This is a genomic window from [Clostridium] saccharolyticum WM1 (genome assembly GCF_000144625.1).
Lineage (GTDB): Bacteria > Bacillota > Clostridia > Lachnospirales > Lachnospiraceae > Lacrimispora > Lacrimispora saccharolytica.
Genome location: NC_014376.1, coordinates 4,038,135 through 4,052,713 on the forward strand (window position 1 = coordinate 4,038,135; position 14,579 = coordinate 4,052,713).

General features: G+C 45.6%; 19 protein-coding genes. All 19 read right to left on the reverse strand.

Features of this window, described 5'->3' with window-relative positions; all coding sequences use genetic code 11:
• Positions 1–67: 67 nt before the first annotated feature.
• The 19 genes from CLOSA_RS18750 to infA all read right to left on the reverse strand — a co-directional run bounded on the left by CLOSA_RS18750 (position 68) and on the right by infA (position 14,578).
• Entirely contained in the window at positions 68–913 is an 846-nt protein-coding gene (locus tag CLOSA_RS18750) for an ATP-binding protein (protein WP_013274302.1), read from the reverse strand.
• Positions 910–1,584 carry a helix-turn-helix domain-containing protein gene (locus CLOSA_RS18755; protein ID WP_013274303.1) on the reverse strand — a complete coding sequence of 225 codons (675 nt, stop codon included), beginning with the start codon at positions 1,582–1,584 and terminating at the stop codon, positions 910–912. The genes CLOSA_RS18750 and CLOSA_RS18755 overlap by 4 nt, the downstream gene beginning before the upstream one ends.
• Positions 1,565–1,732: a hypothetical protein gene (locus CLOSA_RS23020; RefSeq protein ID WP_009532276.1), complete on the reverse strand. Its 168-nt coding sequence runs from the start codon at positions 1,730–1,732 to the stop codon at positions 1,565–1,567. Before CLOSA_RS23020 ends, CLOSA_RS18755 begins: the two co-directional genes overlap by 20 nt.
• Positions 1,729–2,559 (reverse strand): phage antirepressor Ant, encoded by an 831-nt coding sequence (locus CLOSA_RS18760; RefSeq protein ID WP_013274304.1) that lies wholly within the window; start codon positions 2,557–2,559, stop codon positions 1,729–1,731. The genes CLOSA_RS23020 and CLOSA_RS18760 overlap by 4 nt, the downstream gene beginning before the upstream one ends.
• Positions 2,560–2,907: 348 nt before the next feature.
• Positions 2,908–3,300, reverse strand: a complete 393-nt coding sequence (gene rpsI, locus CLOSA_RS18765; protein ID WP_013274305.1) for a 30S ribosomal protein S9 — start codon at positions 3,298–3,300, stop codon at positions 2,908–2,910.
• A 28-nt stretch (positions 3,301–3,328) separates the two neighbouring features.
• Entirely contained in the window at positions 3,329–3,763 is a 435-nt protein-coding gene (gene rplM, locus CLOSA_RS18770) for a 50S ribosomal protein L13 (protein WP_013274306.1), read from the reverse strand.
• Positions 3,764–4,109: 346 nt separating this feature from the next.
• Positions 4,110–5,135, reverse strand: coding sequence for a tRNA pseudouridine(38-40) synthase TruA (gene truA, locus CLOSA_RS18775; protein ID WP_013274307.1), 1,026 nt, complete (start codon positions 5,133–5,135; stop codon positions 4,110–4,112).
• A gap of 26 nt (positions 5,136–5,161) precedes the next feature.
• Positions 5,162–5,962 (reverse strand): energy-coupling factor transporter transmembrane component T family protein, encoded by an 801-nt coding sequence (locus tag CLOSA_RS18780; RefSeq protein WP_013274308.1) that lies wholly within the window; start codon positions 5,960–5,962, stop codon positions 5,162–5,164.
• Between the two features lie 13 nt (positions 5,963–5,975).
• Entirely contained in the window at positions 5,976–6,824 is an 849-nt protein-coding gene (locus CLOSA_RS18785) for an energy-coupling factor transporter ATPase (protein ID WP_013274309.1), read from the reverse strand.
• Positions 6,814–7,719, reverse strand: coding sequence for an energy-coupling factor transporter ATPase (locus CLOSA_RS18790; RefSeq protein ID WP_013274310.1), 906 nt, complete (start codon positions 7,717–7,719; stop codon positions 6,814–6,816). Before CLOSA_RS18790 ends, CLOSA_RS18785 begins: the two co-directional genes overlap by 11 nt.
• 239 nt (positions 7,720–7,958) lie before the next feature.
• The gene (locus CLOSA_RS18800) at positions 7,959–8,981 is read right to left on the reverse strand and encodes an N-acetylmuramoyl-L-alanine amidase family protein (protein ID WP_013274311.1); all 1,023 of its coding nucleotides are present in this window, start codon (positions 8,979–8,981) and stop codon (positions 7,959–7,961) included.
• Positions 8,982–9,005: 24 nt separating this feature from the next.
• The gene (locus tag CLOSA_RS18805) at positions 9,006–10,232 is read right to left on the reverse strand and encodes an N-acetylmuramoyl-L-alanine amidase family protein (RefSeq protein WP_013274312.1); all 1,227 of its coding nucleotides are present in this window, start codon (positions 10,230–10,232) and stop codon (positions 9,006–9,008) included.
• Positions 10,233–10,593: 361 nt separating this feature from the next.
• Positions 10,594–11,130 carry a bL17 family ribosomal protein gene (locus tag CLOSA_RS18810; protein ID WP_013274313.1) on the reverse strand — a complete coding sequence of 179 codons (537 nt, stop codon included), beginning with the start codon at positions 11,128–11,130 and terminating at the stop codon, positions 10,594–10,596.
• Between the two features lie 98 nt (positions 11,131–11,228).
• Entirely contained in the window at positions 11,229–12,197 is a 969-nt protein-coding gene (locus CLOSA_RS18815; protein WP_013274314.1) for a DNA-directed RNA polymerase subunit alpha, read from the reverse strand.
• Between the two features lie 107 nt (positions 12,198–12,304).
• Positions 12,305–12,898, reverse strand: coding sequence for a 30S ribosomal protein S4 (gene rpsD, locus CLOSA_RS18820; protein WP_013274315.1), 594 nt, complete (start codon positions 12,896–12,898; stop codon positions 12,305–12,307).
• A gap of 17 nt (positions 12,899–12,915) precedes the next feature.
• Complete coding sequence (rpsK, locus tag CLOSA_RS18825; protein ID WP_006771855.1) at positions 12,916–13,317, reverse strand: 30S ribosomal protein S11; 402 nt, start codon at positions 13,315–13,317, stop codon at positions 12,916–12,918.
• Between the two features lie 190 nt (positions 13,318–13,507).
• Complete coding sequence (gene rpsM / locus CLOSA_RS18830; RefSeq protein WP_013274316.1) at positions 13,508–13,876, reverse strand: 30S ribosomal protein S13; 369 nt, start codon at positions 13,874–13,876, stop codon at positions 13,508–13,510.
• Between the two features lie 26 nt (positions 13,877–13,902).
• On the reverse strand, positions 13,903–14,016 hold the full coding sequence (gene rpmJ / locus CLOSA_RS22330) for a 50S ribosomal protein L36 (RefSeq protein ID WP_003497809.1): 114 nt from the start codon (positions 14,014–14,016) through the stop codon (positions 13,903–13,905).
• A gap of 343 nt (positions 14,017–14,359) precedes the next feature.
• Positions 14,360–14,578 (reverse strand): translation initiation factor IF-1, encoded by a 219-nt coding sequence (infA, locus tag CLOSA_RS18835; protein ID WP_013274317.1) that lies wholly within the window; start codon positions 14,576–14,578, stop codon positions 14,360–14,362.
• Position 14,579 lies beyond the last annotated feature (1 nt).

Below are 14,579 nucleotides of genomic sequence, written 5' to 3' on the forward strand. Positions count from 1 at the left end.
TTAACCTCCTTCCAGCGGTGATAGATGTCATTCTTACCTGCGAAAAACGCCTTTTTTGCCTTGCACTTCATAGATCAAGTACCTCCTTAACGACCTGCTGTTTTTCTTTTCCAATGCTCTTTCTGCGGTCCTCTCCGCTGATTCGCACCGGCGTACACATTTCCAGAATCCTGCTGTAAATCCGAGCGTATGCCACATCCTGCGGATTGCGGATTTCAGCAATCTTCAGATTGGTTGTGATAATGACCGGAAGCCCGGACTTATACCTCTCATCAATGACAGCGTAGACCTGCTCCAGCGCATATTCGGTGCTGCGCTCAATTCCCAGATCATCCAGAATCAGCAAAGAATAATTGGAAAACGAAGCGATATACCGGTATCGCTCTTCCGAATACATGGCACCCATCTGGTTCAGGATCTTGGAGAAGTTCGTCATCAAAACCGGAATGCCCTGCTCCAGCAGCGCATTGGCAATACATGCCGCCACAAAGGACTTTCCGGTGCCGACATCTCCCCATAACAAAAGGCCAAGGTTTTCAGCCTTGACCTTTTTCCACTGCTCCACATAGCGTTTTGCCATTTGGATATCCTTGTTGTCTTCTGCAACGGCAAAATTCCATTCCAGAAGATGCTTTTCCTGAATTCCCGTTGCTTTCAGCTGCCTGATTTTACGCTGACGCTCCACCAGCTCATCCTGACGTTTCTTTTCCGCCATCGCTTCCTGCTGGCATCTGCAAAGGCAAGGAACAATCTTGTCTCTGCCCCAGAGCTTTACCCTGCACTGCACCGGCGTGTGGCAGTTTCTGCAATACAACAGTCCGTCATCGCCCTGGTATTCCAGCTCTCCGGGTTCTTTCGGCGTAAAGAGCGAATCCAACGCCGCATTCAATACTTCAGGCACCATGTCGCTCATAGGCTGTCTCCTTCCTCAAATGTGTAGTCTGCCGGGTTATACTTTGGCTTTTCTCTCTTTGCCCAGCTTCGGATTGTGGCAAGGTGATTTTTGTAACTCCTGCCGGTGGAAGCCATATACTCAGAGAGCCGTTCCACCCGTATCTGATAATCTCCTGGGAACTCCTGCCGGAGCTTGCCGTATTCCGTATCGGAGAGAAGAACATTTCCGTATGAGCCATACCGATGCTGGATTTCCTTCTTCTCTCTTTTATTGATTGTTTCAGTACTTGTTCTATTAGTACTTAATTGCGCGGGATTTTCCGTAACCGGTGTGTCCGTATCCGGATTTACCGCATACGGCTTTTCCGTACACGGTGATTCCGAACACGGCTTTTTCCTTGGCATCTCATAAATCACATACTCCGCCCTGCCCATCCGACCGTTACTCTCACGCTGCTGGTTCCTTTCCAGATACCCAAGACGCTCCAGCTCCTTCAGAGCCGTAAGCACTCCATCTACGCCATCCGGCGTAATCGAAGATAATCCCCGTACCGAATAGTTCCATGTGTCCGGCAAACTGAGCAGCATAGAGAGAAGTCCTTTTCCTTTCAGACTGAGCCCCTGATCCCGCAGGTGGTAATTGCACATCGTTGTGTAATTGCTGTTCTTCTCAACCCTGAATACCGGCATGGTGCTCACCATCCTTTTTCGCAGGCTCCGCTTTTTTCTTTGGACATTTGCGCGGACGATCTTCGCTGTCCTCCCGGCGATGGTATTTGCCGGTATCCTGCATCATGCGTTCAAACGCCTGAAGGCGTCCCTCTGTAAAAAGCGTCATTCGATCACACCCCATTTCTTAAACAACTTGAAGAGATGATTCTTTCCCTTGCAGGTCACTCTCGTCTGCTGCACCAGTTTTCCACTTCTGCCGTAGCAATCCCGGACAATAAAATAGCCCCTTGCAGATTTGTCTGCAAAAGGCATCAGCCAGCCACTCGGACTGCGGTACAGATAGCGATGATCCAGTAAGAGAGCCACTGCCGTCTTCTCCGGGATTCCGATTTCCTTACAGAAATTCCGGATGCAGGTACAATCCTCCGAGTTCACAAAGGTGTCGAAGTAGTCTGCCTTGGGCTGTGCCGCATCCAGTTGCTTACGGATACCCTCAAGCTGCTCTCTCTCGGCTACAAGCTCCTGCGCCAGGGTGTAGATGACCTCCGGATGCTGAATCACCTGATCCAAAATGGAATCGCTCATATACACTCCATGCTTGCGGATAGAAGGGAGAACTTCATCAAACACCCAGTGTTCAAACCGTTCTGCCGATGGCAGCTTGCTGTGAACGATCAGCCGGTAAACATCGCCTTCTGTGATAAAGGCGATTTCAACGACCTGCTCTCCAGCATCCCCATACTGATTCACCTTCTGAACGACCCCCTCGCGTTTCGTTAGGGGGCCTTTGCAATGGCGTTTCACTGCGGCGTAGGGATTCACATACCCCAACGCTTTCGCCACATCGCTTGCACAGAAGAATGTCTTTCCCGCCTCCTGCAACACGCGGATCGAACCAAACTCCTGGTTCTCAAACACCTCCATCATTTGCCTCGACTGTCCGCCATGACTGCCCACATCGGTATCATGGGTCTTCTGATTGAAATCCGTCATACCTGTTACCTCCTACTCAAATTTGTCTCGCCGGATTTCAGGCGAAAAAAAATAGAGCCTCGACCCATTCTCGTTTTCAAAGAATGAGCCAAGGCTCTATGTAAATCAGTCAAGTATGTGTTCGTCCGTCGATGGCAAAATTGGACTTCATTTGCTCCTATTGTCCACCAGTAATTTAACCCATAAGAGGTCAAAATGGGCTTGTCCACCAGTAATTTGACCACTATAAACCCATAAATTTCCGTTCAAATTCCATCAAAACCGAACAGTCCAGACAGAATTTTGGGTATAGAAAAAGCCCGGAAAATGGCGTATTTCCGGGCTTTTTTAGCATTTTGAAGTTGTCGATTATCGCTTGCTGAACTGCGGTGCGCGACGAGCGGCTTTGAGGCCGTATTTCTTTCTTTCTTTCATTCTTGGGTCTCTTGTTAAGAAACCAGCTTTCTTAAGAACCGGACGATAGTCTGCATCTGCCTGAAGCAGTGCTCTTGAGATACCGTGTCTGATTGCACCGGCCTGTCCTGTAAATCCGCCTCCGTGAACGTTTACAAGAATGTCAAACTTATCAACTGTTTCTGTAGCAACCAACGGCTGACGTACAACAAGCTTTAATGTTTCAAGACCTAAATACTGGTCAATATCTCTCTTATTGATGGTGATCTTACCTGTACCTGGTACTAAATATACTCTAGCGATAGATTTTTTTCTTCTACCTGTTCCATAAAATTTTGCATTAGCCATGATAACTTCCTCCTTTCAGCGTCTCTGATTAAAATTTGAACTCTAAAACTTCTGGTTTCTGAGCAGCATTGTCATGCTCTGCACCTGCGTATACGTGAAGTTTTGTTATCATGCTTCTACCTAAAGGTCCCTTTGGAAGCATACCTTTCACGGCCAGTTCCATAACCTTCTCAGGCTTCTTAGCCATCATTTCTCTTAATGTTGTTTCCTTCATACCACCTACATAGTCAGAGTGGTTGTAATAGATCTTCTGATCTAACTTCTTACCGGTTACGGCAACCTTATCTGCGTTTACCACGATCACATAATCACCGCAATCCATATGTGGTGTGTAGATCGGTTTGTTCTTACCTCTTAATACTTTAGCTACTTCTGAAGCCAAACGTCCTAATGTATATCCTGTAGCATCAACTACGTACCATTTTCTTTCAATTGTTGCTGGACTAGCCATAAAAGTCTTCATTGGACAACCTCCTGTAATTTATGGTGTTTTTAAGCATAACCATAGTACGAAAACAAGTTTTCATAATGGATTAGGCGGTACCAAAAGCGGCACCTTGTACGAGAAATCAAAAAACAACTTCTCAAAAAACTTTATTACAAAATGCTCACTCCGGGGCTTTGGCTGAACATTTTCGTCTAACGTCACAGTTATACATTATATTACATTTAGCAGAATGTGTCAACCACTTTTCCCATAATACATGAAGAATCACGCATTGCAAGCCTCTTCCTGCTGCTGCAGTCGCCAACTGGGCATGCAAACCCATTCATCTGGTTCGTTGTCCTAACGAGTCATGGTTTTCCGACTATTTTTGCGTCACTGCCCAGCCCTTGTTTTCAAAATCAGCCTGAAAAACATAATATCCATAGGGCTTTCCCAAAATAATCCTTCCAACGGTTTCCTCATCTCTGGCAAAAACCGTCCTGGCACCATTTTGTACTGCCTGATGTACCACCCGGACCAAAAGCCTGTCAAAATCTTCCGCCCTGCACCGGTGGATGGTAAGCCAGGCATTTCCCTCTGAAAGGATCTTTTCCTGATTCAGGGTATAGCTCCAATCCTTATTTTCACCATGGATCTGATTCTTAAGTTCCGTTTCATAATCAAGGCTTACCAGAGTAAGCCCTTTTGCCGCTGCCTTTGGTCCGGCTGCCTTCCTGTCCCTGGCATCAAGGATTTCTTCCACATGGGAAGGGGGATACACTCCCATGCCCACCTTCATCAGTGTTCCGGCAATGATCCGTACCATGTTATACAGGAAGCCGCTTCCCTTGATTCGTATGGTAATCAGATCCCCGCTCTTTTCAATGTCCAGGCTGTAAATGGTACGCACCGTCTCTTCCGCCTGCCCTCTGGCCGTACAGAAGCTTTTAAAATCGTGTTCTCCCACCAGGTATGCCCCACCTTCCCGCATCCGTTCCACATCCAGGGGAAAGTAACAAAAATAGCTGTAAAGTCTCAGGGTTGGCACTTCAATTTTCCGGTTCATAATTTTATATTCATAAGTCTTGACACAGTTTTGCTTTCTCGGATGATAATCCGGCCTAACCTCCTGGGACTGGAGAATCCGGATATCATCCGGAAGCCTCTGGTTTAAGGCAAAACATATTTTATCGGCAGGCATCCGGTTCTCCGTATCAAAGACCGCCACATTTCCTTCTGAGTGAACCCCAGAATCGGTTCTGCTGGCCCCGATCACGGTGATTGGCTCTTTTAAAAGGCTAGTCAGTTCCTTATTTAGGACCTCCTCAATGGTAATCCCGTTGTTCTGGATCTGCCAGCCGCAGTAATTGGTACCGTCATAGGCCACAATCATCTTAACCCGTTTCATACTTCCTCCTTTTATCATGGAATACCTTATCCAATGATGCCTGGTCCCACGATGGCAGCCAGATATACCAGATACACCAGATAGGCGATCCCATCCTGTTTCCCGTACCGGAGGGGCTTCATTTTTGTCCTCCCCTCCCCTCCCCGGTAGCATCTGGCTTCCATGGCCATGGCCAGATCCGTGGCCCGGCGGAAAGCGGAAATAAATAAAGGTACCAAAAGGGGGATCATGTTCTTTGCCTTCTGGATCAGATTCCCGGTCTCAAAATCGGCCCCTCTGGCCATCTGAGCCTTCATGATTTTATCGGTTTCCTCTACTAGGATGGGAATGAATCTCAAGGCAATGGACATCATCATGGATACCTCATGGACCGGAACTCCTGCCTTCTTTAGAAACCCAAGGCTCTTTTCCAGACCATCGGTAAGCTGGTTAGGGGTCGTAGTAAGGGTCATGATGGAAGAACCTACCACCAGGTAAATAAGCCGGACTCCCATGAAGGCCGCTGTTTTAACGCCTTCCTTTGTCAGCTTCAAAAATCCCAGACGGATGATGGGTTCTCCCGGTGTCAGGAACAAATTAAAGCTGACGCTGATGAGAAGCAGGAATACTATCGCCTTTAATCCCCGTACCATGAACTTAAAAGGAACCCTGCTTAAACGGATGGCCATGACCAGAAAAAAAGAAGCAGTCAAATAGGCCCATAAATTATTTGCAATAAAAAGGGATAGGATGAAAACCATCGTCCCAAACAGCTTTGTCCGGGGATCCAGTCTGTGTAGCATGGAATCCACCGGATAATACTGCCCTAAAGTAATATCTTTCAGCATAATATCTCCCCACCTAATTTCCCAGAAGGCGTAAAATCTCGTCTCTGGCTTCTTCTACGGTTGTAATGTTATTATCAATGGGGACACCGTGATCCCGCAGGGAATGGATCACATAAGTGACCTGGGGCGCAGCAAGCCCTATGGCTTCCAGCTCCTTATAATGCTTGAATACCTCTTTGGGCGTATCATCAAACACTTTTTCCCCATGGTTCATGACCAGGATCCGGTCCACATACCGGGCAATGTCCTCCATGCTGTGGGAAACCAGTACAATGGTCATGTTTCTTTCCTTATGAAGTCTTTCGATCTGATCCAGGATCTCATCTCTCCCTCTAGGGTCCAGGCCTGCTGTAGGCTCATCCAGAATGAGCACATCAGGCTCCATGGCCAAAACGCCTGCAATGGCCACTCTCCGCTTCTGGCCTCCGGAAAGCTCAAAGGGAGACCGGCTATAAAAGCTTTCATCAAGCCCTACCATGGTCAGTGCTTCCTTTGCCCGTTTCTCAGCTTCCTGCTTGGAAAGCCCCTGATTCTTTGGTCCAAAACATACGTCCGTAAACACATTAATCTCAAAAAGCTGATGCTCAGGATACTGGAATACAAGCCCCACCTTGCTTCTTAAAGCCCGTAAATCGTACCCTGTCTCATAAATGTTTCTTCCATTATAATAGATGACACCATCAGTAGCTTTCATCAATCCGTTTAAGTGCTGGATCAGTGTGGACTTTCCAGAGCCTGTGTGTCCGATCAGACCTACGAATTCCCCATCTTTTATTTCCAGGTTTACATCCTTTAATGCCCTCTGTTCAAAGGCTGTCCCAAGTCCGTAAACATAATTTAAATGCTCTGCTTTAATTGCCATCCCTTACTCCATTCCACAAAGTCACCGTTCCAGGAAAACGCTCTGCAAATTTGGGCAGAAGATTTTCCATCAGCTCTTCCAGTGTCAGTATCCCGTCCGGTAATTCTACGCCGTTCTTTTTAAGTTCATAGGCCAGCTCCGTTACCGAAGGAACATCCAGGCGGAAGGATTTCAGTTCCTCTACCCTTGAAAAGATTTCCTTAGGATTGCCGTCCATAACCACTTTGCCTTTGTCCATGACAATAACCCGGTCCGCATCGATGACCTCTTCCATATAATGGGTAATCAAAAGGACCGTTATCCCTTCCTTCCTGTTTAATTCCCTGACCGTCTTCACAACTTCCTTCCGTCCATTGGGGTCCAGCATGGCCGTAGGCTCGTCCAGAACAATGCACTGAGGCCGCATGGCCATAACACCTGCTATGGCAACCCTTTGCTTCTGGCCCCCGGAAAGCTTATTGGGGGACTTTAACCGGAAGGCTGCCATTCCAACGCTTTCCAGGCTCTCGTCCACCCGCTTCCATATCTCAGCCGTAGGAACACCCTGGTTCTCTGGGCCAAATCCCACATCTTCCTCCACAATATTTCCAATGATCTGGTTATCTGGATTCTGGAACACCATTCCAGTCTTTTTCCTCACTTCCCATAAATTTTCTTCTACGGAAGTATCCATTCCCTGGATCCACACAGTACCTTCCGTAGGAAGCAGGATCCCGTCCAGTTGCTTGGCAAAGGTAGATTTTCCAGAACCATTGTGTCCAAGGATGGCCACAAACTGCCCTGCCTTAATATCCAGGCTGACGCCGTCGATGGCACGTTTAATCTCTTCAATATTTTCTTCCTCATCTCTTCTGATATAATCAAATATCAGTTTAGACGTTTTTATTATTCCCATAGCAGACCTTTCTCTGATTATTTCAAACATTCATATGCCACATAATTTTAGTTGAATATTTCATAACAGTCAAGCATCGACACGAATCTTTTCCAAATTCCAGAAGAGCAGCAGGAAAATTTCATAATATAAAGAAGGCTTCCGGTCCTTCAATCCTGCCAAAAGGCACTTTCCGTATATTGTTAAGTGATCACAGATAAAAAAAAACGGCACAGATGCAGCCATCTGTGCCATTTTAATTACGGGACCCAAAGTCCGGAGCCATCCATCTGGTAAATACCTTCAACCTTCGTATTCACCGCCATACTGCCGTCACTATAGAGATAATACCATTTTCCAGGCTGGGGCTGGATCCAGCCGGTAGCCATGCCGCCGTCCGTATTTAAGTAATACCATTTCCCGTTTACCTGCTGCCAACCGGTCAGCATCTGGGCATCTGTCCCCATATAATACCATTTATTTCCTATATACTGCCAGCCCACGGCTGCGTAGCCATCATTGTTAAAATGGTACCATTTTCCGCCGACCATCTTCCACTGGCCGACAACGTAGTTTCCATCCTCGCCCCGGTACTTTTTGCCGTTCTGATACTCTGCCCAGGTTCCTGAAGTTTCTCCCAGTTCCTGAACCACAGAATCATCGGAGGTGGTCACTTCTCCTTCTTTTAAATAATCGTCTTCAGAAGAGTCCTTTAAGATTGCCTTTACGGTATAATAATACTTATAGCCTCCCTCCATGTACTGCAAAAGATCCACAGAAGTGGAGGAAGTGGTCAGGCTCTTGATCCAGATTCCGCCTTCCTTGTACAGAATCACCTGATACCTGGACGCAAAAGGTACTTTCTTCCAGGAAGCCTTTGTTTTCGCGGTATCACTCCAGCCGGCTCTTTCCGAACTTTCCAGCATAGCAACCGGAACGTAAGAAACCTTAATAACAGTTTCCCCATCCTCAGCCTTAACAGAGACCAGGCTTCCTCCATAAACGGTACAATCGGATCTGGTATAAGTACCGTTCACTCTTATGGTGCCGGTGACCTTCTTTCCGGGAACCCAGTCATCCACTTCCTTGCTCCAATTAGGGCTTTCCTCTGTATAATTGACCGTTACTTCAGGTACCTGGATCCCTTCCGTCCAGCTGGTCTTACTCCCATGATCCAGGCGGATCTTCAGGCTTCCGGAAGCCGGGACCGTCATCCCTGTTCCCAGGACCATGAAGGCGCATAAAAGCACCAGCCACTTCTTTTTACCCTGCATCCACTTCATTGATATCTACTTCCTTTCCTGCCTTTACTTCCGCCATATGCCGTTGCCGTCTACCGGGAATCCGCTGATTGTAGTATTAACAGCCTTTGATCCCTCACCCGGATAGAAATAATACCAGTTTCCGTCTACCTGCTTCCAGCCTTCCTGCATGGCACCTGTTTGATCCGTATAATACCATTTATTATTATAATTGATCCAGCCGATCATCATAGCTCCCTCTACCCCGCTGGTAGCAGAAGGATTCAAATAATACCACTTATTATTAGAAGCCACCCATCCAGTTGTCATAGTTCCGTCGCTGTTTAATAAATACCATACATTATTCCTCTGCTGCCAGCCGGTTACCATAGCACCGTTGGAATCAAACAAATACCACTTATTATTGATCTTCGCCCAGTTGTTCTTATGGTAGGTCCCATCCGGATAGCGGTAATACCAGGAATTGCCGTTTTTGATCCAGCCTACCTGCCCGCTTACGGGAGTGCCGTTATCCTGTCCGCTTCCGTCTGATACCTTTTCCTGCGGCAGATAAACTTCATCAGATTCCGTCCAGTCACTGTTCTTTCCGTACTTCTGCTCGCTCTCCGTATTCGCTACGGTACGCACTTTAAAGCTGTAGGTACCTGCCTTAGTCATATAAGGATAAAAATTATAGGAAGTAGCCTTAAGCTTCTCAACCTTTTTAACAATATTGCTTCCTCTGTATAAATAAACGTCATAAGTACCTGAACTGTTATCCACAGAGCTCCACTTGGCGTTGCCGTATCCGGACTCCCTCCAATATGCATCCTCCGGTGAATCATAACTACCCTTTATCGGTTTAAAGGTAAAAGTAACATACAAGGTATCCGACCCTGAACGGCTGGCTGAAACATAAGTTCCGCCCTTAATGGAAATGTTGCTTGACTGATATCCGCCCTTAAAAGCATATTCATCAGAATTTGTTGCCCTTAAGGTAACCTTCATCTTCGGTTCGGAACCAACCTTCATTTCCTTCGTATCAGATGTGATCCAGTCCAAATCCGATACTTCGTATTTGTCGTTATTGGTATAAACGTAATTCCCCGTTCCTTCATTCGTTTTGAAACTACTTTCCGCTGGCAGAGTATCTCCTGAGGCAAGCTCCTCCAGTCCTGCGTAAATGGTCACTGATGATATGGTCTTCACAGCAGCCAGAGATTCAAATGGGATGCTCAGTCCCAGCAGGCTCACGATAGAAGCCAATGCAGCTAACCGTTTAAAATGTCTCATAAAAAAACCTCCCAATATAAATTAACGTAATTTGACAAAACAGCCATCTACTTCTACTACTGACATTATATCCCTAAAACCAATTATCCGTCAACTTACGATATTCTTTCTTTATTCTTGCATTTCCGTTTGGATTAGCCGGATAACAAAAAATCCCGCTGTTGGATGTGCTCCAATAGCGGGCTGGGGAGATTGAGCGGGTAAATCCGTTGCGTCCGCAGTACAAGCTGGCAAATCCGTTGGATTTGCCAGCTTACGGGCATTCGCACTATGAAGAAAGGTTCCATAAGATTTTCTTATGTGCAAGCACAACGAAAATTTTATGGAACCTTTCTTCAGCACTGCTCATTGCTTACGTGGATTATACCAGTTCAAGAACCACTGCCATAGCTCCGTCGCCCTTACGCTGGCCGATCTTAACGATACGTGTATAACCACCGTTGCGGGATACGTACTTTGGCCCAACTTCTTCAAACAGCTTCTTTGGCAGATCTACAGATTTCGTATTTTTCTTTCTTCCTGCAGCCTGAGCCGGAACCTCTGTTACATCATAAAGAACCTTTAACATCTGTCTTCTTGCGTGAAGTCTGGAAGGAAGGTCTTTTTTAATCTCTTTCTCCACTTCATCGTATACGGTAACTTTCTTGCCGTTTACAACTTCTTTCACTCTCTTGCCGTCTTTATCTTTACGTGCAACTTTTGCGGTAACCTTAACAGTCTCAAAATTGTCTTTCTCTTTTACTGCTAAAGCAATGAGGCCTTCAGCCACTTTGCGGATCTCTTTTGCTCTTGCCTCTGTTGTCACGATTTTGCCATTATATAATAATGCAGTTACCTGGCTTCTGATTAATGCTTTTCTCTGGCTGGAAGTTTTTCCCAGCTTTCTATATCCTGCCATTTTACTATTCCTCCATTTGTGGAACACAGGTACATGCTTCTTCGGACTTACTGTACCGGCGCTTAATCTCCATAAATCAGCTACTTCAAGCGGTCCAGTTACACACTGGCATCATCACTTGGGTTAAGCTGCAAGCCTAACTCTTTTAATTTGGCCAGCACTTCTTCTAAGGATTTGCGGCCAAGGTTTCGAACCTTCATCATATCTTCAGAGGTACGGTTGCACAGTTCTTCTACCGTATTGATACCGGCTCTCTTCAGACAGTTGTATGAACGGACAGAAAGCTCCAGTTCATCAATGTTCATCTCCAGAACCTTTTCCTTTTCATTATCCTCTTTTTCCACCATGACTTCTGCAGTCTTAGCATTCTCGGATAAATCAATGAACAGGTTCAAATGTTCACTGAGCACCTTTGCGGCAAGGCTGACCGCCTCATCCGGTGCCGATGTACCATTTGTAAATACGTCTAAAGTCAGCTTATCATAATCGGTAACCTGACCTACTCGTGTGTTTTCTACCGTCATATTGACGCGCTCCACTGGTGTATAAATAGAATCAACGGCAATCACGCCAATCGGTAAATCTTCACTCTTATTCTTGTCTGCGCTTACATAGCCGCGGCCCTTGGTAATGGTAAGTTCCATATAGAACTTGCTGTCCGTACCGCCGCTTAAGGTGGCGATGACCTGCTCCGGGTTCATAATTTCAATATCAGGATCTGCCTGAATATCCGCAGCCGTAATAACGCCTTCGCCTTCAAACTCAATGTACGCAACCTTTGCTTCGTTGGTATCGCTGTTATTTTTAATAGATAAGCTCTTGATGTTCATGATGATCTCAGTCACATCTTCCTTAACACCTGGAATAGAACTGAATTCATGCAAAACGCCGTCGATTTTTACCTGACTGACTGCAGCGCCCGGTAAGGAAGAAAGCATGATTCTTCTTAAGGAATTTCCTAAAGTCGTGCCATAACCTCTTTCAAGCGGTTCAACTACAAATTTGCCATATTTTTTGTCTTCTGAGATTTCAGCAATCTCAATGTTTGGTTTTTCAAAATCGAACACTAATAGCCCCTCCTTTTGGGTATTTTGTATCGAGGGTCTTATACTCAAACCTTGCCCGGAGGGGGATCCCTCCGGGCGAAAGCCGGCTTCAATCAACAGACTTTCAATTATTTGGAGTACAACTCGACGATAAGCATTTCATTCACCGGAACATCAATCTCATCTCTTGTTGGAAACTCTTTTACAGTACCACGTAAATTCTCATGGTCAACATCAAGCCATGCCGGAACCATACGTCCTGCGGTTGCTTCTTGAACACTTTTAAATCTTGCGTTGGCTTTGCTCTTCTCTTTTACTTCGATCACGTCCCCAGCCTTAATTAAATAGGAAGGAATGTTTACGCACTTGCCGTTTACAAGAATGCTCTTGTGGTCAACCATCTGTCTGGTCTCTCTTCTTGTTCTACCGAATCCCATACGGAATACCACATTGTCAAGTCTTCTTTCCAGAAGGATCATCAGGTTTTCACCTACCAGACCATTCATTCTGGAAGCCTTGGCATAGTAGTTACGGAAAGGTTTCTCAAGAACTCCGTAGATGAATTTGGCTTTCTGCTTTTCTCTAAGCTGAATGCCATATTCACTCATCTTTCTGTTAGCTCTTTTTAATTCTCTGTTTGATTTTTTATCTATTCCTAAATAGATTGGATCAAGACCAAGGGATCTACATCTTTTAAGAACAGGAACTCTGTCAACTGCCACTGTAATTACCTCCTAAATTAGACTCTTCTACGTTTTGGTGGACGACATCCGTTATGCGGAACCGGTGTTACATCCTTAATGCTGGTTACTTCTAAACCGCATGCCTGAAGTGCACGAATAGCTGCTTCACGGCCTGAACCAGGACCTTTAACCATAACGTCTACTGATTTTAAACCATGTACAAGAGCTGCCTTAGTAGCAGTTTCTGCCGCCATCTGAGCTGCATATGGAGTAGATTTCCTTGAACCTCTGAAGCCAAGACCACCAGCACTTGCCCAGGATAATGCATTTCCCTGTGTATCTGTTAATGTCACAATCGTGTTATTAAAAGATGACTGGATATGTGCTTGTCCGCGTTCAACGTTTTTCTTTACGCGCTTTTTTGTCACTTTTTTAGTAGTGGACACTTTTTTAGCCATTTTAAACTAACCTACTTTCTTTTTACTTGCATCTGAATCCTGTTATTCCTGTTTTTAAAACATGTAACGTGATTCGCTGTTGTTGGATAAGGAAGTTCTTTTCCCTTACGGTCAAAGAACGGCTTTGCCCCATCAAGCAGGGCACGCTGTCACACTGAGTTCGTAAGAAAACTCACGAAGTGTTCCATACTTATTTCTTCTTGTTTGCTACAGTCTTTCTTGGACCCTTACGAGTTCTTGCGTTGGTCTTTGTTTTCTGACCACGAACAGGCAGGCTCTTTCTATGACGGATTCCGCGGTAGCATCCGATTTCCTGAAGTCTCTTGATGTTCATAGCGATTTCTCTGCGTAAATCACCTTCAACAATCTGAGAATCACCAATCACTGCTGAAATTCTCTTTACTTCGTCGTCTGTTAAGTCCTTAACACGAGTGTCAGGATTAACGCCAGCCTCTGTCAGGATGCGGTTTGAACTTGTTCTGCCGATACCGTAGATATAGGTCAAGCCGATCTCAACACGTTTTTCTCTTGGTAAATCAACACCTGAAATACGAGCCATTTGTGTATTACACCTCCATTAATTTTTTAACCTTGTCTCTGCTTATGCTTAGGATTTTCACAGATTACTCTGATACTGCCTTTTCTCTTGATGATTTTGCACTTTTCGCAAATCGGTTTGACTGATGATCTAACCTTCACAGCAATTCTCCTTTCCGTTATGCGCCCTTTCGCATGAAGCACCTTGCGTCTGATTCCAGACGTTTTCGTGCGAAGCACTCCCGGCACCGGCCGGCTCTATGACGAGCCTGGTGACCATGGAGCCTCTTCTTGCAAAGAGCCTTCTGAGTATACCTGCAGTGTGTTTTATCATAAAACCAGTGCTGCCCATAAGGGCATAATACACCCAGTAATTCAACAAAGTCGCTATAGCATTATAACACTGTTTATTTTAAAATGCAAGCACTTTTTCCTATATATTTATTAACCCTTTACCCTGGTGTGTCGCGCCTGAGCAACAGGCAGCCATTCATGAAATGGCGCCTTATTTGTCTCTCCAGATGATCCTTCCCTTGCTTAAATCATAGGGGGACATCTCAATGGTCACTTTATCTCCCGGTAAAATACGAATGTAGTTCATGCGAAGTTTTCCGCTGATGTGAGCCAGTACCTGATGGCCATTTTCCAGTTCTACCTGGAACATGGCATTGGGAAGCTTCTCCACAACGGTTCCTTCAATTTCAATAACATCTGCTTTTGACATA

Bases quoted from the DNA above. Each gene is read 5' to 3' on its own strand.
- CLOSA_RS18750 (WP_013274302.1), bottom strand. From the start codon at position 913: ATGAGCGACATGGTGCCTGAAGTATTGAATGCGGCGTTGGATTCGCTC.
- CLOSA_RS18755 (WP_013274303.1), bottom strand. From the start codon at position 1,584: ATGCCGGTATTCAGGGTTGAGAAGAACAGCAATTACACAACGATGTGC.
- CLOSA_RS23020 (WP_009532276.1), bottom strand. From the start codon at position 1,732: ATGACGCTTTTTACAGAGGGACGCCTTCAGGCGTTTGAACGCATGATG.
- CLOSA_RS18760 (WP_013274304.1), bottom strand. From the start codon at position 2,559: ATGACGGATTTCAATCAGAAGACCCATGATACCGATGTGGGCAGTCAT.
- rpsI (WP_013274305.1), bottom strand. From the start codon at position 3,300: ATGGCTAATGCAAAATTTTATGGAACAGGTAGAAGAAAAAAATCTATC.
- rplM (WP_013274306.1), bottom strand. From the start codon at position 3,763: ATGAAGACTTTTATGGCTAGTCCAGCAACAATTGAAAGAAAATGGTAC.
- truA (WP_013274307.1), bottom strand. From the start codon at position 5,135: ATGAAACGGGTTAAGATGATTGTGGCCTATGACGGTACCAATTACTGC.
- CLOSA_RS18780 (WP_013274308.1), bottom strand. From the start codon at position 5,962: ATGCTGAAAGATATTACTTTAGGGCAGTATTATCCGGTGGATTCCATG.
- CLOSA_RS18785 (WP_013274309.1), bottom strand. From the start codon at position 6,824: ATGGCAATTAAAGCAGAGCATTTAAATTATGTTTACGGACTTGGGACA.
- CLOSA_RS18790 (WP_013274310.1), bottom strand. From the start codon at position 7,719: ATGGGAATAATAAAAACGTCTAAACTGATATTTGATTATATCAGAAGA.
- CLOSA_RS18800 (WP_013274311.1), bottom strand. From the start codon at position 8,981: ATGAAGTGGATGCAGGGTAAAAAGAAGTGGCTGGTGCTTTTATGCGCC.
- CLOSA_RS18805 (WP_013274312.1), bottom strand. From the start codon at position 10,232: ATGAGACATTTTAAACGGTTAGCTGCATTGGCTTCTATCGTGAGCCTG.
- CLOSA_RS18810 (WP_013274313.1), bottom strand. From the start codon at position 11,130: ATGGCAGGATATAGAAAGCTGGGAAAAACTTCCAGCCAGAGAAAAGCA.
- rpsK (WP_006771855.1), bottom strand. From the start codon at position 13,317: ATGGCTAAAAAAGTGTCCACTACTAAAAAAGTGACAAAAAAGCGCGTA.
- rpsM (WP_013274316.1), bottom strand. From the start codon at position 13,876: ATGGCTCGTATTTCAGGTGTTGATTTACCAAGAGAAAAACGTGTTGAG.
- infA (WP_013274317.1), bottom strand. From the start codon at position 14,578: ATGTCAAAAGCAGATGTTATTGAAATTGAAGGAACCGTTGTGGAGAAG.